We start from the raw sequence: 23,746 nt of genomic DNA, 5'->3' as shown, positions 1-23,746 counted from the left end.
TTTTGTATAAATTGAGTTTTATCTTCCCCCTACGCCACCTCCGCCAGCCATTTTTCTTTTTTCTCTCCATACAACAGCTCCAGGCCCAGCAAGAGCACTTGATAATACTGCTGCAAAAAGTTTTGCCAGAGGACCAAGGTCGTAGAAATTGGCCGTAATGCAGGGCGATTTTTGTTTTGGGCTTGTTTTTTCTTCTTCTTTTGGGGCAATGCTTTTTGGCTTTGGCCTTTGATAAGTCCAAGCTGTAGGAGTTGCTCATAAATAAAGGCGAGCTCCTCAATTTCTTTTTCGATTTCTTGGGGCTGGCCCAAAGCCTTAAAAATGAGTAGGAATTCGGCAAAGAGAAATTTTCTGCGGCCAATAAAATGCTGCAGGCCTGCAGTGCGCAAGCGTTTGCGTAAAGTGGGATAAGAAATGCCGTAAAAAGCTTTGAGCATTTTTTTGCTCAATTTATAGTCTTGTAATTTTTGATCGAGTTGAATCATGGCTTATTTTTTAGTTGCTCACTAAAGTTGAGTCTTTTTTGTACTAAGCGCAAGTGGTTCGCTCATAAAAGTTTAGCTTTTTTTAGGGCCTTTCAATTAGCGGCTTTCAAATAGGGAAGGGCAGCAAAAACTAAATGTTTTTGCTGCCCTTTTTTTGAGGCCAGTGAAATATCTTGGCCATATTTATTTTAGAAAAAAATTCTCGTCCTTAAACTGCCGAAGAAAAAAGATAGACTGAAAAAAACAAGATGAGCGGCTGAGGGATGGAAACTGGGGCGGCGCAGCCGCAGACCAAAGTTTTTGAGCGTAGCGAAAAAACTGCAGGGCCGAGCAGACCTGCGAGCCAGTGCACAGCCCGACCTGAACGAAGTGAAGGGCAGCCCCAAAAAAAACAGATCAAAAAAAATCAATAAAATTCTACCTCATTGAGTTGAAGCTCGCCAAAAAAGCGGGGCCGACGAATTTTTTGGCCTGGCAAATACAAATAAGAACAGCCCTCGCTGTCTACCATTGGAATATGAGGATTTTTTTCTTCATTCCAGTTCAATGGCAACAATTTAGAATCATGGATCCATTTATTTTGGACCAAATTCCGAATTTGCTCGGCATCTACGCCCAAACGCAAAGATAATTGCGGTTGCAAATGCACTAAAAAGTCATGCGATAAGGCCTCAAAATGGGGCCGCCAATCTACTTTTAAAGCCAAAATACCCAAAGATTTATCGCCATAAGGAGCCGAAGCCATATCGATATAGCCCGAAGCAGAAGGAAAATTCGGATTGCTAATCCAGGGACTATAAGGGCTGTAGGCATCGCCCGTATACGTAATATTGCTAAAGCCAAATTGCCAATCTTTATAGCGATAATGCAGGCCCATGGCCCCCGTTCGATAACGATCTAAACTTTGAAAGGCCAAAAAATCATTCTCAAAAAAGAAGCGAAAATCTTTGACCTGAGCAGAAAAAATACCCGAACGCTGCGAAGTTTTCCATTGGTCCAAATAAAAAATATAGGCATAGCCCAAGGCATAAGGCCGAGCCGTTTGCTGCCCCGCCGCCGTCAAAAAAGGATGTATTTGCTCTACTTGCTGATATTTTGGGCCCCAACTTCCCTGCGCCCCCAATTTGATCTGGCTCTCCCAAGCCCGCTGATCCGTCCCTCTAGCCGACCAATTATAGTGCTGATGCCATTGCAAATTCAACTGATAAAAATCGCCCGCATAATACAAATGCCCCATCAGGCCCATCCGCCGCAAATGCGTTCCCAAACTAAAACTAATTCCCAATTGTCCCCCAAAATGTGGCGACAAAGATTGGGCAGACAAAAATGAACTGCTCAATAAAAAGAAGAGAAAAAAAAGAGGGCGTTTCATGCTAAATTATTCTGTGGCAAAAGCTCAAAAGTACCCATTTTATTTTAGTCCCTGAAGACAGAATGTAGAGATTTAATTTTTGTTTTTTTGGGGCCTCCTGCCTTCGGCAGGCGCTACGCTTCAGGGCTCGCAGGTCTGCTCGGCCCTGCGGCCTGACGGCCTTGGTCTGCGGCTTCGCCGCCCCCTTTCGCATCGCTAGGCCGCTCAACGGTCTTTTTTCTTTTGGCCATATTCTTCGGCGGTTAAATTCATGTGGGTTTTAACCTACCGTAAAAGGTCTTCGGCTAAGGAATGGGGTAAAAAACCTAATCGCCTTCAGATAAAATTTCAATATTTCGCTTAATGCTTTGGCCCAATTCATCCATCACTACAATAGTATGTGGGCCTTTGGCCGCCTGCACCTCCATTTCGTGAAAATCTTGGGTGCTGCCCAAATAAAGCTGGTCCAAATGCCAGTGCAATTTGGCCTTATTATCCTGATGCGTGACCTTAAGGACCAATTTAGAGCGCTGGCCATCATAATCAATGGGCAAAAAGACCTTTAAATCTTGTTTGGGGTAAATAAATTGCATGCGGCTAGGCGCTTCGGGCAAATCGGCCAGACAATCGGGGCGGTAAGCTGGAGGCGGCTCATACAAAGGCTGCCGCAAGCGATAATAATGGGCCTCCAAAGGGGGGAGCATCAGATACGATTTTTGTTTACTCTCGGCCAAAGGGGCACAGTTGGCATGTAGGCGGTACTGCTCGGCACTATCCACTACCAATTGCTGATGATAAGGGCAAGTAGGCAATTGCGATTGGGCCGAAGGCGGCAACAATAAGCGCTCTTTTTTGATGCAGTTTTCTTTTGCCCGATAACCCGAATGCGCACAAACCATTAACGGCTGCAACTCTGTTTTGGGCAAAACAAATGTTTCGGCCTCATCGGCGGGCAAAAGGTCTAAAATATCAAATAGGATAGGGGCCGCAGCCTGTACGCCCACTAGTTCGGGCCGACCTTCACCGGCGGCATTGCCCACCCAAACCCCTAAGGCATATTTACCATTTACGCCCATGGCCCAAGCATCTCGAAAGCCGAAACTGGTGCCTGTTTTCCAGGCCAAAGGTCGGGCCGACTCAAAATATTCCCAAGCCCCCTCAGAAGCGGGCCGCTCTAAACGCTGCATATTTTGAAAACAATGATAAATTGCTCCAGCCGATAAAAGCTGCGGTTGGGCGCTGCAGTTTTCTAAAGCGGGCTGTTCATTGGCCACCTTAGGCAGATAGGAGAGCGGGCGAAACTGATCGGGCAAATAAGGACAATAGGGCCGCTCTTCATAAGCTTTTAAGGTACGGGCCATACTGGCAAAACCGCCCAGCATTTCATCTAAACGCCCCTCGGCTCCACCCAAAATAAGGGAGAGGCCATAATCTTGTGGCGAACGATGCAAACTACTCATGCCCAAACTGCGCAGCCGCTGCTTAAATTTGGCCACCCCATATTCTTGTAGCATCAGGACCAAGGGAATATTGAGCGAGCGCTCAATCGCTTGGCCCGCAGGGACCAAACCCATATATTGCCCACTATAATTTGTAGGCCGATAGCCTTTTATAGAAATTGGCACATCCGATTGCCAGCTTTTGGGACTCAATAAGCCCTCTTCTAGCATAAAGGCGTACAAAAATGGTTTGAGAATACTGCCCGTACTGCGTTCGGCCCGAATTAAATCCACATCATCGGCATGGGCATCAGATTGGTCCTCATCCTGAATATTCCCTACATAAGCCAGTATTTCTCCCGTTTCTATATCGGCAACCAAGGCCGCTATATTGTAAATTTCTTGCTGTCGATAATCTCGATGATAGCGTTGTAAAAGCGCCGACAACTGTAGCTGTAGCAGTCGGTCTACAGAACTTTGAAGTTGTAGGCCATCGCCTAGTTCTTGGCGGGCCCGCTCCAGTAAATGCGGGGCTTCTTGAGGCAAGGGCAGGGGGGCTTCGGGAATGGGTTCTTTTTGGGCCAGACTTGCTTCTAAACTGTCTAAAACTTCTCGTTTGACCAAGGTCTGTAATAATCGATCGCGTTTATTTTTTAGGGCCGACCTATTTCTTCCTAGGTGAATCAGGGCCGGACTGTTGGGCAAGACGGCCAAGGTGGCGGCTTCGCCCCAGCTCAGTTCTTGGGCCGATTTTCCAAAATATCGCCAGGCTGCGGCCTCTATACCCACCACATTGCCCCCAAAAGGGGCATGGCTAGCATAAAGCTTTAAAATTTCATCCTTAGAGTAGGACCATTCTAAACGAGAGGCCAAAATACTTTCCATAATTTTTTGGCTAAAGGCCCGCCCTTTGCGCTTTCTCGATAAGCGCATCAGCTGCATACTAATTGTACTGCCCCCACTAACCACTTTTCCCGCCTGCCAATTATCTCGAATTGCCCGACCAAAGCCATAAATATCAATGCCCCAATGTGAATAAAATCGCCGGTCCTCAAATTCTAATAAGCAACGAACATATTTTGGAGATAAACTATCTGTAGGCGGAAAACGCCATTGGCCATCCTGGGCAATTCTGGCCCCCAAAAACTGTCCTTTGCGATCCAATAAAACAAAGCTATAAGGATCTTTAAATAGGGTTTTGGGTAGGCAAAAAATATAAAATAAGAGTGCCGCCGAAAAACTCAGCAGCCAGAGGTAGCGCCAGCGATATAAAAAACGGCCAAAAGCTCGGAAAATCTTCATAGGATAGGGGCTAAAAAAAGTCAATCTTACCTCAAAAGATAAGATTGACTAAATAAGGGAAATTGCTTCGGCTTAAAGTTGGGCCAAAAGCTCCGCTTTCTTACTATTAAACTCTTCTTCAGTTAGGATACCCATTTCTTTGAGTTCTCCCAACTCTCTAAGGTTTTTCATCACTTCCTCTCGGCTAAGCTTGGGGGCTTGGGCCTGAGGTTGCTGCTGCTGTTGTTGTTGCTGCATATTATTGTTACCCATCATGCCGCCGCCTTGATTCATCATCTGTTGCATCATTTGCTGCATCATCATTTGTTGCATCATCTGCTGCTGATTCTGATTTTGGAGCTGCTGAGGCTGAATGCCATGTTTGGCCGATTCTTTTGTTGCCTCAATATTGGCCATGCGCTGCATTTTATCCAAATTGGCATCCGAGGTATAATTTACCTTGGCCATTTCATTGATATGCTCTTCTACCTCAGGGGGAAGAGACACACTAGAAATTTGGAACTTCGTCAACTCAATACCAAAAGGATCTAGGTCCTGCTGCAAAATAGGCGCAATCGTATCACCCAAAGTCGAGTAGTTGGCATAAATATCAAAAGCAGAAACGCCACTCTTGGCCAAAGCCTCCGCAAATTTAGGCGCAATCAAACCTCTTAGCGAATCCTCCAACTCAGAGATGTAAAGGATGTCTTTGGTGCCCGCATACTCCTGATAAAACTTCTTGGGGTCCTTAATGCGGATGAAATACACCCCAAAGGCCCGCACCTGAACTCGGTTGAGCTCTGGATCCTTAATGAAAATAGGATTGGGCGTGCCCCAACGCATATTCGTAAACTGTCGGCCACTAACAAAGTAAATATCCGACTTGAAAGGAGAGTTGAAACCGTGCTTCCATGATTTAATCGTCGTGAGAATCGGCATGTTCTCCGTAATCAACTTATGTCGACCCGGAAAAAATACATCGGCAATCTGCCCCTCATTCTGAAAAAGGGCCATCTGCGACTCACGAACGGTCAATTGTGCACCGTATTTAATATTTGCATCTTTATCGGGAAACTTCCAAAGCACAACGTCCTTGCTATCTTCCTTCCACTCGATCACTTCGAGCATCTCATTTCTGAGGAAACCAAACATAGTATTTAAGTTTTAAGTCATTGGGATAATCATCTAAAATACCACTAAAATAAGGGAGCAAACGAAATAGCAAAAAGCTAGCCACCCATGGCTCTACGAAGAGATTCCATCTGAGTAGCCCAAAAATCTTTTTCCTCCTCTACTTCGTCCTCATCACAAAAGGCGGTAATCTCTAAAATAGTTTCTGCAGTGACTTCAGAACGACTCATTTTGTACTCCAAGTACTCATCGGGGAAATCCTCCCACTGCAAACGTAAATAACTATCTTCCTGAGATTCGAGCAAAAAGGCAATTTCTTCATTTCCCTCCCAGTCAAAACTAAATTGACCATCAACCAAATTACAGTCGTCGCAAAACCAACGAGTCAAATTGTCCGGAGTAGAAAGAAAACTATATACAATTTTCGGAGATGCCCGAAATAAAAATTCTACCTTAAATTTTTTTCTGTCCATAAGGATGTTCTCTTTTTTCTGAAGCTAGCAGCCTAAGCTACATAGATTCACTGTGACCAACGCCCTGTTTTTTCTTCTCTATGGGGCATCTTCTGATTAGGGAGAAAATTGGGTGGCTGTTTAAACCCACAGAACGATCTCCGTTCGTAATAAAAAATAAAAAAACAACTTTTGCAAACGAATGCTTTAAAAACTTAAGGCCTCCCAAGGCACAAAAGCCCCTAAACCCTTTATTTTTTCATAAAATCGCTAAGCAATGAACAAAAAAGGCATTTATAGCAGTTAAAGAAGCGAATACCACAAAAAAGCCCTATATTTGTAGTTGGGCATTTTCTATCTTAATCAAAATATAGCGCAACTGTAGGCTAATCAGTTGCCTCTCAAAATAGTAGGTTCATGAGACAGTTAAAAATTACCAAATCCATTACCAATCGCGAAAGTCAATCGCTAGAGAAATATCTGCAAGAGATCGGTAAAGTGGATTTGTTGACCCCTGAGGAAGAGGTGGATTTGGCAAAACGCATTAAGGCCGGCGACCAAATCGCCCTAGAACGCCTAACCAAAGCTAACCTCCGATTCGTGGTCTCTGTGGCCAAACAATACCAAAATCAAGGCCTTTCCCTCAGTGATTTGATCAATGAAGGAAACCTCGGCCTAATCAAAGCCGCTCAACGCTTCGACGAAACCCGCGGTTTCAAATTTATCTCTTATGCCGTTTGGTGGATCCGCCAATCTATCCTCCAAGCCCTAGCCGAACAATCTCGTATCGTGCGCCTTCCCCTCAATAAGGTGGGCTCACTCAACAAAATTAATAAGGCCTTCTCTAAATTAGAACAGGAGTTTGAACGCGAACCCTCTGCCGATGAACTCGCTCAAGTGCTCTCTATCGGCTCCAATGAAGTAGAAACTACCCTAGGCGTGGCCGCCCGCCACGTTTCTATGGATGCGCCCTTCGTAGAAGGAGAAGATAACTCGCTGCTCGACGTACTCGAAAATACCAATACTCCTCAAACAGATGCCAATCTGGAATATATGGAGTCTTTGCGCAACGAAATCGAACGCTCGCTTTGCTCACTAACCGATCGCCAAAGAGATGTCATCAAACTCTATTTCGGTATCGGTTACCAACACCCTATGTCGCTAGAAGATATTGGCGATAAGTTTGGCCTGACCCGCGAACGCGTTCGCCAAATTAAAGATAAAGCCATCAATAAATTGAGAACCTCTACCTCTAAAAGTAAGTTGCTCAAGGCTTATCTCGGCCGCTAAGTTTAGCCAACCCAAAAAATCTAAAGGTCTCCTGATATATAGGAGGCCTTTTTTTTGGGGCCTCCGCAGCAAAGCTGCGGCGCTACGTTTCGCAGCTCGCAGGTCTGCTCGGCCCTGCGGCCTGACGGCCTTGGTCTGCGGCTGCGCCGCACTGCTGCACATCGCTAGGCCAAATGGACCTTCTCCGCTCTGCCCTTAGTGCAAGCCGCCTGTCTGCACAAAAAATTGTATCTTGCTCTGCACTCAAAAGATTTTAACTTATGCCCAAAAGAAAACGTCCCGGCCGTTATCCTAGCCATAAAACAGTGAGCAAAAATATACGGAAATGGCTGGAAGAGCTTTATCCAGAAACGCCCATCCCCCTAGAACATACCGATAATTATAGTTTGTTGGTGGCCGTTTTGCTCTCGGCCCAATGTACAGACGCTAGAGTAAATACGGTTACGCCCATTCTATTTGAAAAGGCCAGCACGCCAGCCGAAATGATTAAATTGCCTGTCGAGGAAATCGAAAGAATTATTCGGCCCTGTGGCCTAGCCCCCCGAAAATCTAAGGCCATTTCTAAACTCTCTCAAATTTTGCTAGAAGAGTACCAAGGGGAGGTGCCCGAAAGCTTTGAAGCCCTAGAAAAATTGCCCGGTATGGGCCATAAAACGGCCTCTGTGGTCATGTCGCAGGGCTTTGGCCATCCCGCCTTTCCCGTAGATACTCATATTCATCGCCTCGCTTGGCGCTGGCAATTGAGCAATGGAAAATCAGTAGAGCAGACAGAAAAAGACCTAAAAGCATTATTTCCTAAGAAAAGTTGGAACAAATTGCATCTGCAAATCATTTTCTTTGGTCGAGAGTATTGTCCCGCTAGAGGACATAACCCCTATGAATGCCCCATTTGTAGCAAATATGGCCGCCAAGAACTATTTGAGGAATTTGATAAAAAGGCCTAAATTTCTGGTCCAGAAAAGGGCGCGAAGCGCCCTGCAGGCAAAGCCTGCAACGGCCTAGCGCTGTGAAGGGGTGGCCCAAAGGGCCAGACCCAGGCGGCAAAGCCGCCGCAGGGCCGAGCGAATAGCGAGCCCCGCAACCTAGCGCCCGCAGCCCCCCAAAAAAGGGCTGCGGGAGGCCCCAAAAAACAGGAAAAGAAAAGAAATGCGAAAAATATTGATTGCCGTAATTGGCAAGCCGGCCAGTGTGCAATCGAGCGGAAAAAGGCGGGAACGCTGGAAGGGGAGAATCCGTAAAGAGGCCAAAAAAGTATTGGCCAAACGCAAAGATTTGCCCAGTGAACAGGAGGTGGAATTATCGATTTCCTACTATTATCATCGGGAAACAGATTTGGATACCGACAATATTATTAAGCCCATTCAGGATGCTTTGAATGGGGCCGTTTACTTGGATGACAAACAAGTTAAAAAAGTAAGTGCCCATGGACGGAACATTTATGATATTCAAGACATTAGAGGAGCGAAAGCTTATTTGATTCGATGTTTTCAAGATGCTTTTCAGCAAGAAGAAGATTTTATTTCGATTACGATCGAGGCCTATGAGTTGCAAACTCGCCTTAGTTAAAAATACCCCAAAATGCAAAAACTACAACCCTATCTAACGGCCTATCAGGCGGCTGCTCCCAAGCGAATTGTGGAGGGGCCAGCGGCTCATGATCTTCATCAGAATTTACAGCAATTTAAATTTGATTTGCTGGTGGAAGATGGGGAAGAGGAGGTTTATTTTATTTACTGTGATTGGGATAGCCCCAGCCTAGAGCAGATTCAGGAAATTACCGAACTAGCCGAGGATTTGCCCAATTTGCGCATTGATTTGGCCGGCCCAATTTGGAAAACCTCGCCCAAACATCGGGCGCAGCGCCAGCAATTGCGCAATCAACTTCGCTCGCAGCAGGCCCAACTGCAGCTTTTGTTGCAGGCTCCCACGGCCAAATTTTTGAAAGAACAGCAAAATTATTGGCAGAAAATTGACCAATTGAGCTACCTATATAGTATGCAGCAGCAAGAACAGCCTCCTGCGCATAATTTGCGGCAACGGCTGCAGCAGTTGGTCCAAGAAAAAGCCTTGCTCAGCCTCGAAGAATGGGAAATTTTGCAACCTTATGTCGATAACCGACAACTCTTGCAGCTAGAACAAAGACGTTTGCACAGCCAAGCCATGCCCAAATTGCAAGAACTCTTGCAAGTAGAAAAGAAATTATTGGATGCCTTAGCCAAAGGCGTTTAAGCGATAAAAGCCCCAATTTGGGGCTTTTTTTTATGGACAATCTCTGCCAAACTCCTTAAATTTAGCCTAAATCGAACTAAAAAATATGAGCCAAGTACAAATTGAAGCCTCTTGGTTAGAGGCCCTAAAAGCAGAATTTGAACAAGATTATTTTGCCAAAATTAAGGAGCGCCTAAAAGCCGATATGCAAGCCGGCAAAACGATTTATCCCCCCGGCCCCCTTATTTTCAATGCCTTTAATAAGGTCCCTTTTCATGAGGTAAAGGTGGTCCTTTTGGGCCAAGATCCCTATCATGGACCTGGGCAAGCGCATGGACTTTCGTTTTCGGTGCCCAAGGGCCAACGGATTCCGCCCTCTTTGCGCAATGTTTATAAAGAACTAACGGCTGATATTGAGGGCTTTGTAGCGCCAAAACATGGCTGTTTGGAGTCTTGGGCCGATCAAGGCGTTTTTATGCTCAATGCGGCCCTAACGGTAGAGCATAAAAAGGCGGCTTCTCATGCTAAAATTGGCTGGCAAAAATTTACCGATGCCGTCATTCAAAAGCTATCGGAAGAGCGAGAAGGCTTGGTCTTTATGCTTTGGGGCGGTTTTGCCAAAAAGAAAAAGGTCCTGATTGACGAAAGTAAGCATTTGGTTTTGGAAGCCACGCATCCTTCGCCTTTGGCAGGAACGGCCTTTTTGGGCTCGGCTCATTTTTCAAAGGCCAACGCACATTTAGAAAAACAAGGAAAAACGCCCATAGATTGGCGTTTGGAGGCATAGCAAAAGGGCGGTCGGAGAATTCTCCAACCGCCCTTTTTACTTAAAATTTACTCACTTTCTTGGCCAAACGCTGCAAGTCTTTGGGCCGCAAATTAAATTGCAAAGGCCGTAGGCGACTATATAAAATATCGCCCGATTGCCCCTCGACCACCGAGACATATTTATCGCTATTGCTGCGCACAAAAAGCAAATAATAAATCTTTTTCCCTTCGGGGCAGGCTAAAATACGCTTAGATAACTCCTTGTTGCTAACTATTTTATAGGGGTAGGGGTATTTGGCCATCAGTTCTTGGGCCGATTGCGTCCCCTTGGCCTCCCAATAGGTATTAAACTCCTTGAGCACATAATCTGGAACAAAAAGGGTATCCGTTTTCAGCGCTTTTAATTCGGCTTTGGCGGGCCCTGGCCGAAAACCCGAGCGCTTTTGTCCCCGCAGCAAATGGTCCTGAATCTGCTGCAAATAATTCTTGAGCATCCCCTCCGACCAATTGAAAATATGCCCCTCTGTATGAAAACGATAATCATAAATCAAAGAGGGATCCTGGCTGGTTTGCGCATCGGGATACAACTCCATCCGAGCCATCCGCTTTTTTTGCGCATTGGCCCAAAGCCAAAGCTCCAAATATACATAACTAGAGCGCTGGCTGGCATTGTTAATCTTATCGTCGCCAAACAACAAATACGCATAGCCCTTTTTGTTTTTATACTGCAAATACTCGCGATAAGAAACAAATTTTATAGGCGTCAACTTCCATTCTCGCTCAATCAATTGCCGATAACTATGGTGCTGGGCCGTATCATAAGCAGGCATAAAAACCAAGGTCGTACAGCTTTTCAAATCAGGCAAAAACTGACAGTTTTCAATGTCCAGCTGGGCCGATACCGTCTGGCCCAAAAAAAGGCCGAAAATCAAAAGGGATAATAGTCGCATAAGGATATAAGTTGTTTTGTTTTGGGGCTGCCCCGCCCTTTGGGCGGGTCGGGCTGTGTCGCAGCTCGCAGGTCTGCTCGGCCCTTCGCCAGCTTCGCTGGCTCGGTCTGCCGCTTCGCGCCACTGCTGTCCATCCCTCAGCCTGCGGCGGCTTCGCCGCCTGTCCACCGAAAAAATTGGGCCGTAAATAGTTCCCCCTAAAAAGGCTTCCATTTGATCTTAACAAAGATTAACATAAGTTAAAATTCAGATGAAGATTTTTTAAATCTATTAGGCCCTAAGGGACTTATATAAAGAACTAGATATCAAAGCAGTTACTCTAGCCTTTTTCTTTATTATGAGTATAGTTTATAGCTTTTTTCTAGGAGAGCTGCTTCTCATAGAAAAAATTTTGCTCTAACTACTCTAAACTAGGTGATTTTATCTTGTTATAGTGATAGATTGAATACTGGTTTTATAAATGGATTTTGGGCTTTGATTCAAAATTTTATTTGGGTTTAGCGCTATTTTCTAGCTAAATTTAACGCAATCAAAAATTCCATTAAACTATTTAATCTCTGTGTTTATGAACTTTTTATCCTTTAGGCAAATTGCATTTTGCCTCTTTTTATGCTTTTCTTTTGGCCTTTCTGCCCAGCATAATCATCCGCCCGGCCCCCGAAATTGCCATGCCATGGATGTTTTGCAGCAACAACAACAGGCCAATCCCGCAGTAGAGCAACGTATGCGAAGCATTGAGCAGCATACGCAAAACTTTATCCGCTCTGGCCAAGCCAATAGCAGCCGCTCTGTGATCACCATCCCCGTAGTGGTGCATGTGGTTTATAATACCACTGCCCAAAATATTAGCGATGCACAAATCCTTTCCCAAATTCAGGTCCTCAATGAAGATTTTCGCCGCACCAACTCCGATGCGGATAACAAATGGGCCCAAGCCGCAGATACCGAAATCGAGTTCTGCCTCGCTACCGTAGATCCCAACGGCAATGCTACTACTGGAATTACCCGAACCTATACCTCGGTCTCTAGTTTCTCGACCAATGACGCCATGAAGTATAGCAGCCAAGGCGGTAAAGACGCTTGGCCCACGGATCAATATCTCAATATGTGGGTCTGTAATATCAGCGGCGGAATTTTGGGCTATGCCCAATTCCCCGGCTCTGGCGATTTTGCTACCGATGGGGTCGTCATGGGCTATAAGTATTTTGGTACAGTGGGCCAAGCTACAGCGCCCTTTGATGGTGGACGTACCGCTACGCATGAGGTGGGCCACTGGCTAAACCTTCGCCACATCTGGGGCGATGGCGCTTGCGGACAAGATGACTTTGTTGGAGATACCCCAGAGTCTGATGCCGCTAATTATGGCTGCGATGCAGGCCATCGCTCTTGTGGCTCTGCCGATATGGTCGAAAACTATATGGATTACTCAGATGATGCTTGTATGAATCTCTTTACGGCTGGACAAAAGGCCCGTATGCAGGCACTCTTCGCTCCTGGCGGCTTCCGCGAAAGCCTATTAAGCTCTAATGGCTGTGGTGGAAGTACTGGCGGCGGCGGAAGCACTTTCTGTACAACCGCTATTTCTAGTTTCCCTTATACCGAAGGTTTTGAGTCTGGCCTAGGCGACTTTAGCCAAAGTAGTAATGATGATATCAATTGGACCTCAAATAATGGTAGTACGCCTTCTTCTTCTACTGGCCCCTCTGCCGCTTCAGAAGCTACTAACTACCTTTATATTGAGGCCTCTTCGCCCAATTATCCCAGCAAAGTAGCTATCCTAAATACGCCTTGCTTTGATTTGGCCGCAGTTGCTAATCCCGAATTTAGCTTCGATTATCATATGTATGGTAGCGATATGGGGAGCCTTAGCCTACAAGCAAGTACCGACGGAACAAGCTGGACCAATATCTGGAGCACAACAGGAGATCAAGGCAATAGCTGGTTCTCGGCTACTGTAGATCTCAGCAGCTATGTCGGAGAACAAGTTCAACTCCGCTTCTATGGAAGTACCGGAACTAGCTATACCAGTGATATGGCTATCGATAATATTCAGCTGGAAGATGCTGGCGGGAGCACTGGCGGCGGAACAGGAACTGTCTGCGCAAATACAATTACTAGCTTTCCTTATACCGAAGGCTTTGAGTCTGGCCTAGGCGATTGGAGCCAAAATGCGAATGATGATATCGATTGGACCGAAAACAGCGGAGCAACTGGTTCTTCTTCTACTGGCCCCTCTGCCGCCTCAGAAGCATCAACTTACCTTTATATTGAGGCCTCTTCACCCAATTATCCCAGCAAAGTAGCAGTCCTAAACGCTCCTTGCTTCGATTTGAGCGGCCTAAGCAGCCCCGAGTTTAGCTTCGATTATCATATGTATGGTAGCGATATGGGTACCCTTAGCCTAGAAGCATCTACTGATGGGACCAACTGGAGCAGCCTCTGGAGTACTTCTGGCAACCAAGGCAATAGCTGGTTCTCGGCTACTGTAGACCTTAGCAGCTATGCCGGGCAAACGGTTCAACTCCGCTTCTATGGAAGTACCGGAACTAGCTATACCAGCGATATGGCTATCGATAATATTCAGCTAGAAGATGCTGGCGGTAGCACTGGCGGCGGTAGCGGCTGTGAAACACTTAACCTAAATATTAACTTCGATAATTATCCTGGAGAAACAAGCTGGGAAATTCTAGATGCTAATAATACAGCAGTGGCTAGCGGTAATAGTTATAGCGGAACCAACCACAATGAAGATATCTGCCTACCCAATGGCTGCTATAGCTTTGTTATTTATGACCAATATGGAGATGGTATCTGCTGTAGCTACGGCAATGGCGATTATAGCCTAACTAACGCCCAAGGGGATCTCCTCGCAAGCGGCGCTAGCTTCGGGAGCAGCGAAACCACCAACTTCTGCCTCTCTTCTAGCAGAACAACGGCAGATTTGGCCACAAAAGAAGAGTTCTCGCTCCTCCTTTATCCAAATCCCGCCCGCGAACAACTGCAGGTAGAACTCAGTAGCGAAGGAACTGTCGATGCCCAAATTTTTGATGCTATGGGCCGCCAAATCTGGAGCGGTCAATTGCAAAATGGACAACATACGGTCTCAATCGACCAACTCGCAGATGGACTCTACTATTTCACCGCCATCCAAGCCGATGGCCAGCAAATCAAACAGAAGTTTGTGAAAATTAACTAATCTGTTAAAGCAATAAGTACTTTTAGGGCGCCTCCATACTTTGGAGGCGCCCTTTTTTGGGCCCAAAATAAAGGAAGCGCTTTAGGGGCGGTATAGAGGACCTATTATTCTAAGAGGAAAAATAGTCGGCATCCAAAATATCTGTATTCTCCAAAGCGGTATCTTTAGACTGATTTAAAGGCTGGGATAAAAAGCAAAAGCTCATGCCTAAGGCCCCTAAGGCCCATAGATAATAGCCCCAGTCAAAACCCGTACGCAGAAGCAAGGGCCAAATAACTGTGCCCACCAACATTAAGATAACTAAGGCGTTTTTAAGCAAAATATAAGCCCCCAATGGCCGAATGAGCTGATAGGCAAACATAAATAGAACGATGAAGTTGGCCATATTGGCCAAAAGCAATAAAGGCGAATCAACCATCTGCTTCAAGAAGTAAATCGGAACCTGATAGCCCCATAGCGAATCCGCTGGCATTGGTAAAGCAAAACGCTCCCGAATCAATAGCTCTACTAAGGGGTGGATATGGTAGGCGGGCAAACAAAATCCCAAAAGGTAAAGGACCGCAAAAACATAAAAGGCTGGCTTGGCCCAAGGGTAGGCGGTTCGTTTGATTGGAGCGTGCAACATATTCCTGAATTTTGTTATTTTGGGCATGTTCAAGCCCAGCCAAATAAAATAAACGAAGCAAAATACTCAAGGCCGCTAGAAAATAACTAAAAGCTCCAGTAAGACAGTAAGCTACACTTAGCTAAGGCCCCTCGGCCCAACTAAAATAAGGAAGAATTAGCCAATATTAGCCTTTAATTTAGCTCAAGCTGTTGTCTTTTCATGACCACTAAAATAGATGTCGATAAAATGCAAAATGTATTTATATATGCCGCTAGCCGAACCCCAAGGGCCGCCGGCCAAAATAGTGGCCCCCTACAAGAAATAAAACCTATCCAATTACTCGATAGTAGTATTCAGGCAGTGCTCAAAGCCCAACCCACTGCTGCCGATTATATCGGCGATCTTTTCCTCGGTTGCATGACGCCCGTAGGCGAACAAGGCGGCAATATCGCCCGAGCCGCCGCCCTCTACGCTGGCTTGCCCTACCAGGTGGCTGGTACCCAAATCAACCGCTTTTGCGCCTCTGGCCTAGAGGCCCTGCAAATGGCCGCAGCAAAAATAGAACTCGGCTGGGAGCAATTGGTTTTGGCTGGGGGACTAGAAAGTATGAACCGAGTGCCCGAACTTAGCGACGGAGGCGCCATGATTTATGACCCGCTGGTCCGTGCCGCCGTCAATTTTGTGCCGCCTAGCCTTAGCGCCGATCTGCTCGCCAATTTGCAAGGATTTAGCCGCCAAGAACTAGACGAATATTCTTTCGAGATGCACCAAAGAGCCCTGAAAAGCCAGGCCGCTAAATGGCTCCGCCACAATGCCGCTCTGGTCTATGACCAAAATGGCCTGCCTATTCTCGAAAAAAATGAGTGCCTTCGCCATGGCCTAAAGGCCGAAGATATGGCCCAGTTTGCGCCCATCCTCTCCGAAAAAGAAGCCAAGGACCTCGATGTTATGGCCCTTATGCGCTATCCCTCCCTTGAATATCTGGAGCATTTGCATACGCCCGCCTCTGCCGCCCAATTGGCCGATGGCTCGGCTATGGCCCTAATCGGTAATGCCCAAATTGGCGAGCAATTGGGCCTGAAAGCCCGAGCCAAAATCTTAAGCGCTAAGGTGGTGGCTGTCGATCCTACCCTCAGCTGTACCGCTGGCCTAGAGGCCGTCAAGCAGTTGCTGGCCCAAACTGGCCTGAACAAAAATGATATTGAACTTTGGGAAAAAGTGGAGCTCTTCGCCGCTGTTGGCCTGCATTTTACTCAAGCTCTCGATATTCCGCTGGACCAATATAATATCTTCGGTAGCGATATTGCTTGGGGCTATGCCGCCGGCGCTATGGGCGGCATCGCCCTGGCCAATCTGCTCGATGGCCTCGAAAAAGAGGATAAACAATTGGGCTGTATCGCCATTTCGGCCCGGGCAGGCCTAGGTGCGGCCCTCCTAGTCGAAAGAGTTTAGTTTTTTCTGTTTTTTGGGGGGCCTCCGCTGCGGCTTCGCCTTGCGGCGCTACGTTCGGCAGCTCGCTGTTCGCTCGGCCCTGCGGCCTGACGGCCTTGGTCTGCGGCTTCGCCGCCCTGCCTTCCATCGCTAGGCCAGTCGCTTCGCTCCTTTGCGGCGGCTTCGCCGCCTGTAGGACGCAGGATTTGGACCAAAGAATTAGCCCACTCATTTTTTACTTTAACCTTCCTTTTATGATAGATTTTAGATCCGATACGGTCACTCGCCCTAGCCAAGGCATGCTGGCCGCCATGCAAAAGGCCCCCCTAGGCGATGACGTCTTTGGCGAAGACCCCTTAACCAATGCTTTAGAAAGAGAAACGGCCCAACGCTTTGGCTTGGAGGCGGGCCTCTTTTGTCCCTCCGGGACCATGGCCAACCAAATTGCGATCAAAAATCATAGCTCGGCCCCAGGCAGCCTCATTTGCGATCAGCGTTCACATGTATATTTATATGAGGTAGGAGGCATTAGCTTTCATTCTGGACTCAGCCCAATTTTGACCCATGATGAGGCGGGATTGATGCAGCCCTCAAGTTTATTGGCGGCTTTGCCCAACCCTCATGATTTGCATAAGGCCAATGCCCAAATCTTGGTCCTTGAAAATACCTGTAATAAAGGAGGGGGAAGTTGTTATGATTTGGACCAAATGCAGGTCCTCTCTCAACTAGCCCGAGAAAATAATTTGGCCGTCCATTTAGATGGGGCCCGCCTTGCCAATGCTATTGTGGCCAAAGGCTATAGCGAAAAAGAAGTAGGGGCCTGCTTTGATAGCATTTCGATTTGTCTCTCTAAGGGCCTAGGGGCCCCTATTGGCTCCTTGCTCCTGGGCAGTGCCAATTTTATCCACTCGGCTAGGCGTTTGCGCAAGCTCTTTGGTGGAGGGATGCGGCAAACTGGCCAATTGGCGGCGGCTGGACAATATGCTTTGGACCAACAATGGGCCCGTCTAGCGGAAGACCATGAAAAAGCGGCTGAATTAGGCCAGCTCATTGCGCAACAAGCTTATTGTGAAGAACTGGCTCCCGTACAAACTAATATTGTGCTCTTTCGTTTAAAGGAAGAGCTTTCGCCTCAGGCATTTTTGGACCAATTGGCGGCCAAAGGCCTGCTTGCGGTTCCCTTTGGGGGCCAATGGATCCGCCTAGTGACCCATCTGGATATTTCCTTAGGGAGTATGCAGCAGGCCAAGCAAATCTTGTGTTCTATTTAATTAGATGCTGTAGGGCGGCTGGGGTGGTTGAAGCAGAGGACTCCCATTTGGCCTAGCGATGCGGAGCGGGTGGCCCGCAGGGCCAGACCGAGGCGCTTTGCGCCGAAGGGCCGAGCGAACAGCGAGCCCCGAAGCGTAGCGCCGCAGCTTTGCTGCGGAGGCCCCAAAAGAAAAATAAAAAAAAGAAATGGAAAAGATCAAAATAGGCTATTCGCCTTGTCCCAATGATACCTTTATTTTTGATGCTTTGGTGCATGGGAAAATAGATACAGAGGGGTTAGAGTTTGAGGTGCATCATGCGGATGTAGAGGAGCTGAACCGCTTGGCTTTTGCGGGAGAGTTGCCTGTTTGCAAGTTGAGTTATCATGCTTTTGCGCATTTGTGGAAAGACTACCAACTCTTGCGGGCGGGTTCTGCATTGGGGAACAATTGTGGGCCTTTATTGGTGGGGGCTCGGCCTTTTGGGGCCGCAGAAGTGGCGGAGGCCAAAATAGCGATACCGGGGCAGCATACCACGGCAAATTTCCTATTGTCTTTTGCTTTTCCAGGGGCTCAAAATCGGCAAGAATACTTGTTTTCGGATATTGAGGGGGCGGTACTTGGCGGGCAAGTAGATCTGGGGTTATTGATACATGAAAACCGCTTTACCTATGCTCAAAGAGGCCTGCACAAAGTGATGGATTTGGGGCAACATTGGGAAGAGCAAACGGGCTTGCCGATCCCTTTGGGCGGCATAGCGGTCCGTAGAGACTTGCCTGAGGCGCTCAAGCAAAAGATTGGGCGATTATTGCGTAAATCGGTAGAATATGCCTTTGCGCATCCGCGGGCCTCGGCGGAATATGTAGCGGAGCATGCCCAAGAAATGGATGCAGAAGTTTGTCAGCTGCATATCAATTTGTATGTTACTGAAAACAGCATTGATTTTGGACCAAAGGGAGAGGCGGCTATTGCGCAATTGATGCAGAGCCTCGGTATTCAAGCAGATTTGCCCCTTTGGGTAGCAATTTAAAGGCCTTATTTTGTCAGCAGAAATTATTGACCGCTACACGACTTTGGCGGAGCCCCGAGAGGGATGGTACAAGGAAAAAGGGAGTAAATTTATAGCCTACGCCTATGAGGTAGAGGATGAAGAGGCGATCCAGCTCTACTTGGAGGAGCTGCGGCAGTTGCATTTTAAGGCGCGGCATCATTGTTATGCCTGGCGTTTGGGATTAGACAAAACGCATTATCGGGCCAATGATGATGGGGAGCCTTCGGGAACGGCGGGTCGGCCTATTTTGGGTCAGATTGATAGCTTTGGATTGACCCATTGTTTGATTGTGGTAGTGCGTTATTTTGGGGGGACCAAATTGGGAACCTCGGGTTTGAAAACGGCCTATAAGGCGGCTAGTTTTGAGGCCTTAAATGAGGCGCCGACAGTCGTGCGCATATTGAAACAGAAAGTCAAGCTCTTTTTGCCCTATCCCTTGCTTAGTGATTGGATGAACTACCTCAAAGGGGCGGAGATGGACATCAAAAGCTCTGATTATGCGGCGGAAGAAGTTGTTTTGACCTTATCCTTGCCGCTTTCTCGTCTGCCTGAGCTACAGGCTCGCCTAGATGACCCTTTGATTACAGACATTAAAACAGAGGGCTTAGAAGAATAGCTTGAAAAGAGGCAAAGAAAAAGCCCTCCGTCTAATTGACGGAGGGCTTTGTTATTTAGCTTAAGATTTTCGGCGCCAAAAGGCAAGTGCAAGGATCAACAAGGCAGCTAGTCCGGCCCCGCCCCAATAGTAGGGGCTATAATTTGCTTTGGGTTGAAGGGCCAGGGGTTGTCGGTTTCCGTAGAGAATAGCGGCAGCCCAGAAAAAGGGGTGGCAATGCATTTCTTTTGCATTATTGATATAATCTAATTTGGCTGCTTGCAGGGCCTTATCCTTAGGCGAGCCTTGCTCTAAATGAATATAAAAGCGGCGCATCAGATAGACTGCTGATTCATCATTCCAAGACCAGAGCGTCACCATAGCCGAGGGGGCGGCACTATGGGCCAAGGCCCGGCCAAGGCTCATGACACCTTCGCCGCTATTTTGTTTACCGAGGGCGGTTTGGCAGGCTGAAAGAACGAGGAGATCTTGATTTTCTAGGGAGAGAGCGGCTAGCTCCTTACTATCTAATCGACCTTTTGGTCCTTCTTCGGGCAGCAGCAAAAAGGCATCGCTACTATCTGGGGCCAAGGCGTGCATGGCCAAATGCACCAACTGATAATTGCCGATATTGGCTAGTAATTCCTGCTTATTGGGAAAGGGCGCTATATTTTTAGAGGGGTAGCGTTTATGCAGCCAGGCCACCTCCTCTTGGGCGCCGGCTAGGGGTTTGTGCATGGGGCTTTCCCAATTATAAATAGGCGCTAGGGCTAGCATTTTGGGATGCTTTTGTGGAATATGCTGCTCTTGTTTTTGCAGGACCTCCCAGTTATAAACATAGCGAATACTTTTTGTTTTGACCAAATAGGGGAGGGTTTGGAAATTATCTTTGGGGCCTGCTTTTTTGCTAAGGAGCAGTTCAAAGGGGAGGTATTCTAAGATACCATCACTCACAATGCTCAATTGCTCAAACTGTCCTAAGTTTTTGGGGAGTAAGAGCTGCGAGAGCAGTTCTGCATCGGCTAAAAACTGTTGATACCGAATGCGGGCATCTAGTTCAAAGAGGGCTTCGCTATCATAAAAGCTATTGATTAGGCGGATAATGGGGCCTTCTAAAAGCAGTTCATTGATTTGTTCTAGCTCAAAGCTATTTTGGCTAATGCTGAGGCGAAAATGCCCATCTTGATTAGAGAAGTAATGCAAAAGCAATTCTTTTTGGGCCAATTTACCCTGTAGCTCTTTTGCCAAGGGGAGCTGCCAGCTAGAGGTCTTTTGTTTGTCTTTATCTAGGCCTACTTCAGCTTTGAGGGCCAGCCATTTGGCCTTGGCCTGTTCATATTGCTTTTCCAGTCGACTAAACTCTTTTTTATCTTGAGGGTCGGCTTGGGTCCAGAGCTCTTCATAGTAGATCGCTTGTTTTTGGGCCTGCAAGCAGGCTTTTTCCTTTTCTGCTGTTAGCTTTAGGCTGGCGAGTTTTTGGTGTAGGGCCAAACTGTGTTTGAGCAGCACTGATTTGCTAGTTTCAAAGAGGGCCAAGAGTTGGTTGCGCATCTCTTCTTTTTGGAGATATTGCTCTTTGTAGCGGTAAATATGGTCAATATAGGCGCCATAAAAATGCTTGGCAGTAGAGAGCAGCAGTTGTTTATCGCTTTGGTTGGCGCTACGCTCTAATTGTCGATGAATATTGCTTTGTAGGGCAAATAGCGCTTGTTTTTTAGGTCCAAAATCAGCTGAACTAGCGTACTTCAGCCAGAGGGTCCAGCAACGCAAGGCCAGACGCGGTTCTCGGTAGCCATCTTTTGTTTGGAATCGGTTTTCAGCTAGGGCGAGGGTTGTTTTTTCTAAAATAACAGGCCCTAATTTATGCTTGTCAGCGGCATCGGCCCACTCAAAATAGAGGTCGGCTAGGGCGGGAGCGTTTCTCTCTGGATTTTGGAGCAGAATATTTTCTGCTTCTTGAAAGAGGGCTTGGGCTGCTGGCCAGTCCTGCTTAGATTTAAACTTGGCCAGCCTCATTTTGGCGGTACTTACTTTGGGGTGGTCTGCGGCTAGGCTTTGGGTATAAATCTGAATCGCTTTTTTTAGGCGTTTTTCGGCCTGTCCATATTGCTTGAGTTTTTCAAAAGATACTGCAGAATGCTGCAAGACCAAGGCATAGCGAGGGTGGTCTTCGCCAATTAGTTTTTTGGCAATATCTAGGGCCTGATGTTGGTACTCTAGTGCATCGAGGGGGCGGTCCATACGGTGGTAGAGCACGCCCATATTATCATAGAGCCAAATTAGCGAGAGTTGTTCTTCTCCGCCTGTACTTTTGCGCAGGGCTAGGGCTTTATTATAAAAGCTAAGGGCGGCTCCAAAGCGGTCTTGATAATCAGAAATGACGGCTAAGTCATTATAGATTTTGGCCAAGCTTTTTTGGACCTTGAGGTTATCTTTGGGGCGTTGTTGTTCTATGGCCAGGGCTTTTTTTAGGAGCTGTTCGCCTTCTACATAAAAGCCTTTTTTGATTTCTCGGGCGGCTTGCAAAACCAGCAGGCTAGTATAGCGGCTGCTGTCTAGGGGGCTGGCGGATTCACAAAGCCAAAGGGCGGTGTCGCCATAGTTTTGTTCTAGTTCATAGGCCTGACTATAATAGCCAATATCGGCAAGGAGTCGATAGGCATCTAGGGTTTCTACATCTTTTTCTCCCAATAGTTTTTTGCTGCTATTGAGGCAGGCAAAGCCATGCTTTTTAGCCAATTCATATTGGCCAATTACTCTAGCCATTAGGCTAGCATTATAATGGGCGCGGACCTTAAGCGTAGGCAGTTCGCCGGTATCGGGCAAATGGCTTCTACAGCGAATTTCCTCTTCAAAAAGCTGAAGGGCTTCACTATAATTTTTGCTTTTAAATACTTTTTTGGCCCATTGGCTATAGCTCAGGGCGCCCAAAACGCTTTCTTCTTGTCCTAGGCGTTTTAGGCTGTCTATGCGTTCTTTTTCTTGTCCCAAAAGTAGCTGTGGGAGGCTCCAAAGAAAGAGAAAGAAAAGCAGGGGGAGTTTATAGGATATCTTCATCATTTTCTTGCCAATAGGGTTCTACAATACAAAGAAAATGAAAGGGCTGATCGCCTTTTTGCTGCACATATTGCTCGGCTTGGGCGGGCACTAGGCAGCAATCGCCTGCTTGCAGGGTTTGTTCTTGGCCATCAATAAAAATGCTGGCGGCTCCCGAGATTACATAATAGAGCTCACTGCTTTTTAGTCTGTGGGGCAGACTGGCTTGGCCGACATCTAGTTGGGCTTTGGCCAAGCTATAGCCTATGGGCCAATTATCTTTTAGTGGGTGGGCAATTTCTTGCAAAAGGGTAGCATCTCCTGCCAAGAAAGCGGGACTTTCTTGGGCGGCTTTAAAGTATCTGGACATATTTGCTTGTTTTACTTTTTTTAAGATAAAACTTATCGAGCAGAAGCAAAAAGTAATGTCTGCTTTTATCCAGAAATAGCCTAAACGTTTGTTTAAACTTTCTTTTTTGGGGCCTGCCGCCTTTGGCGGCCGGGCCCTTTTGGGGCTCGCAGTTCTGCTCGGCCCATCGCTTTTTCGCTTTGCTCAAAAGCTCGGTCTGGCCTTCGGCCACCCCTACAGGCCCCTAGGCCGGTCTGCCCTGCGGCTCAGCTACAAGCCGCTTTGCGGCTTCAAGCTTCGCCGGCTCGCGCCAAGCGCGCCCGGCCGGCGGTGGGCGGCGGCCACCTTCTTTTTTGCGCTTTTCTAAATAGGCCCTCAAAATATTTCATTTCAGTTTTGGGTTTTTCCTTTCGCCGCCCCCGCCTGGGGGCTGGGCTCCTTTGGCCTTGGGGGCCAAAGCGCCCAGCATGGCCTTCCTCGCTTCGCTCCTCAGTCTATAACAATCAGCCTTCGGCTGATGGGGGAGTTGGGCCAGCCTCCCCAAGAGATTCCTTAAGGAATCTCGCAGAGGGGTGGGTGGGGGGGGGACATAACAACAAATGAGGAGCGTAGCGACGAATACCAACTATACGGTTCTACAGGGCCGAAGGCCCGCAGGCAATAGCCAAATTTAAACGCACTCACTTTTATAGTTTGCAGCAATTTCCCGCTAGTCGGCCCTATTTTTCTCGGCCATAGCGAAGGCTATGCCCTTAAAAAATAGCTAGCCTAGCCAAAAATTCATAGCAAACTACGACCAAAGCAGCGCGATTAAATCTGGCTGAGGGATGGGCAGCAGTGGCCCGAAGGGCCAGAGCCAGCCGCCGCAGGCGGCGC

At 47.3% G+C, this 23,746-nt stretch carries 20 protein-coding genes; 11 read left to right on the top strand and 9 right to left on the bottom strand.

The genetic code is table 11. The features are described from left to right. Positions 1 to 29 precede the first annotated feature (29 nt). From OP864_RS02935 to OP864_RS02915, 5 genes are all read right to left on the bottom strand, one after another. On the bottom strand, positions 30 to 485 hold the full coding sequence (locus OP864_RS02935; RefSeq protein WP_270099804.1) for a hypothetical protein: 456 nt from the start codon (positions 483 to 485) through the stop codon (positions 30 to 32). Positions 486 to 891: 406 nt separating this feature from the next. Further along, positions 892 to 1,857 (bottom strand): polymorphic toxin type 23 domain-containing protein, encoded by a 966-nt coding sequence (locus OP864_RS02930; protein WP_270099803.1) that lies wholly within the window; start codon positions 1,855 to 1,857, stop codon positions 892 to 894. 305 nt (positions 1,858 to 2,162) lie between these two features. After that, the gene (pbpC, locus tag OP864_RS02925; RefSeq protein WP_270099802.1) at positions 2,163 to 4,577 is read right to left on the bottom strand and encodes a penicillin-binding protein 1C; all 2,415 of its coding nucleotides are present in this window, start codon (positions 4,575 to 4,577) and stop codon (positions 2,163 to 2,165) included. A 72-nt stretch (positions 4,578 to 4,649) separates the two neighbouring features. After that, a complete protein-coding gene (locus OP864_RS02920; protein WP_270099801.1) occupies positions 4,650 to 5,708 on the bottom strand; it encodes an SPFH domain-containing protein in 1,059 nt (352 codons plus the stop codon). 77 nt (positions 5,709 to 5,785) lie between these two features. After that, positions 5,786 to 6,160, bottom strand: a complete 375-nt coding sequence (locus OP864_RS02915; protein ID WP_002659955.1) for an START-like domain-containing protein — start codon at positions 6,158 to 6,160, stop codon at positions 5,786 to 5,788. 396 nt (positions 6,161 to 6,556) lie between these two features. On the opposite strand from OP864_RS02915, the gene OP864_RS02910 reads away from it, so the two are divergent. The 5 genes from OP864_RS02910 (at position 6,557) to ung (ending at position 10,424) form a co-directional block, all read left to right on the top strand. Next, the gene (locus OP864_RS02910) at positions 6,557 to 7,429 is read left to right on the top strand and encodes a sigma-70 family RNA polymerase sigma factor (protein ID WP_270099800.1); all 873 of its coding nucleotides are present in this window, start codon (positions 6,557 to 6,559) and stop codon (positions 7,427 to 7,429) included. A gap of 260 nt (positions 7,430 to 7,689) precedes the next feature. Next, positions 7,690 to 8,373, top strand: a complete 684-nt coding sequence (gene nth, locus OP864_RS02905) for an endonuclease III (protein ID WP_270099799.1) — start codon at positions 7,690 to 7,692, stop codon at positions 8,371 to 8,373. A 202-nt stretch (positions 8,374 to 8,575) separates the two neighbouring features. Then, on the top strand, positions 8,576 to 8,995 hold the full coding sequence (locus tag OP864_RS02900; protein ID WP_270099798.1) for a RusA family crossover junction endodeoxyribonuclease: 420 nt from the start codon (positions 8,576 to 8,578) through the stop codon (positions 8,993 to 8,995). Between the two features lie 12 nt (positions 8,996 to 9,007). Further along, entirely contained in the window at positions 9,008 to 9,658 is a 651-nt protein-coding gene (locus OP864_RS02895; protein WP_015691177.1) for a hypothetical protein, read from the top strand. 85 nt (positions 9,659 to 9,743) lie between these two features. Next, the gene (ung, locus tag OP864_RS02890) at positions 9,744 to 10,424 is read left to right on the top strand and encodes a uracil-DNA glycosylase (protein WP_270099797.1); all 681 of its coding nucleotides are present in this window, start codon (positions 9,744 to 9,746) and stop codon (positions 10,422 to 10,424) included. Between the two features lie 40 nt (positions 10,425 to 10,464). Here ung and OP864_RS02885 read toward each other — a convergent pair whose 3' ends face one another. Then, positions 10,465 to 11,355 carry a hypothetical protein gene (locus OP864_RS02885; protein ID WP_270099796.1) on the bottom strand — a complete coding sequence of 297 codons (891 nt, stop codon included), beginning with the start codon at positions 11,353 to 11,355 and terminating at the stop codon, positions 10,465 to 10,467. A gap of 565 nt (positions 11,356 to 11,920) precedes the next feature. Here OP864_RS02885 and OP864_RS02880 point away from each other — a divergent pair. Continuing rightward, entirely contained in the window at positions 11,921 to 14,551 is a 2,631-nt protein-coding gene (locus OP864_RS02880) for a M43 family zinc metalloprotease (protein ID WP_270099795.1), read from the top strand. Positions 14,552 to 14,660: 109 nt separating this feature from the next. On the opposite strand, the gene OP864_RS02875 is transcribed toward OP864_RS02880, so the two are convergent. Beyond that, positions 14,661 to 15,176: a hypothetical protein gene (locus OP864_RS02875; protein WP_015691172.1), complete on the bottom strand. Its 516-nt coding sequence runs from the start codon at positions 15,174 to 15,176 to the stop codon at positions 14,661 to 14,663. 201 nt (positions 15,177 to 15,377) lie between these two features. Here OP864_RS02875 and OP864_RS02870 point away from each other — a divergent pair, with 201 nt between their 5' ends. The 4 genes from OP864_RS02870 to OP864_RS02855 all read left to right on the top strand — a co-directional run bounded on the left by OP864_RS02870 (position 15,378) and on the right by OP864_RS02855 (position 19,506). Then, positions 15,378 to 16,610: an acetyl-CoA C-acyltransferase gene (locus OP864_RS02870; RefSeq protein WP_270099794.1), complete on the top strand. Its 1,233-nt coding sequence runs from the start codon at positions 15,378 to 15,380 to the stop codon at positions 16,608 to 16,610. Between the two features lie 233 nt (positions 16,611 to 16,843). Then, complete coding sequence (locus tag OP864_RS02865; protein ID WP_270099793.1) at positions 16,844 to 17,860, top strand: threonine aldolase family protein; 1,017 nt, start codon at positions 16,844 to 16,846, stop codon at positions 17,858 to 17,860. Positions 17,861 to 18,047: 187 nt separating this feature from the next. Further along, the gene (locus OP864_RS02860) at positions 18,048 to 18,869 is read left to right on the top strand and encodes a 1,4-dihydroxy-6-naphtoate synthase (RefSeq protein WP_270099792.1); all 822 of its coding nucleotides are present in this window, start codon (positions 18,048 to 18,050) and stop codon (positions 18,867 to 18,869) included. Positions 18,870 to 18,879: 10 nt separating this feature from the next. After that, positions 18,880 to 19,506 (top strand): IMPACT family protein, encoded by a 627-nt coding sequence (locus OP864_RS02855; RefSeq protein WP_270099791.1) that lies wholly within the window; start codon positions 18,880 to 18,882, stop codon positions 19,504 to 19,506. 60 nt (positions 19,507 to 19,566) lie between these two features. Here the strand turns inward: OP864_RS02855 and OP864_RS02850 are convergent, their stop codons facing one another. Together OP864_RS02850 and OP864_RS02845 are read right to left on the bottom strand one after the other, a co-directional pair. Then, complete coding sequence (locus tag OP864_RS02850) at positions 19,567 to 22,545, bottom strand: CHAT domain-containing protein (protein WP_270099790.1); 2,979 nt, start codon at positions 22,543 to 22,545, stop codon at positions 19,567 to 19,569. Next, complete coding sequence (locus OP864_RS02845) at positions 22,526 to 22,891, bottom strand: cupin domain-containing protein (RefSeq protein ID WP_270099789.1); 366 nt, start codon at positions 22,889 to 22,891, stop codon at positions 22,526 to 22,528. The genes OP864_RS02850 and OP864_RS02845 overlap by 20 nt, the downstream gene beginning before the upstream one ends. An 88-nt stretch (positions 22,892 to 22,979) precedes the next feature. On the opposite strand from OP864_RS02845, the gene OP864_RS02840 reads away from it, so the two are divergent. Then, positions 22,980 to 23,237: a hypothetical protein gene (locus OP864_RS02840; protein WP_270099788.1), complete on the top strand. Its 258-nt coding sequence runs from the start codon at positions 22,980 to 22,982 to the stop codon at positions 23,235 to 23,237. The last annotated feature ends 509 nt before the right edge of the window (positions 23,238 to 23,746 follow it).

This window comes from Saprospira grandis (assembly GCF_027594745.1).
Classification (GTDB): Bacteria; Bacteroidota; Bacteroidia; order Chitinophagales; family Saprospiraceae; genus Saprospira; species Saprospira grandis.
The sequence above is the reverse complement of the archived record's forward strand: the minus strand, read 5'-3'. Positions and strand labels throughout refer to the sequence as shown.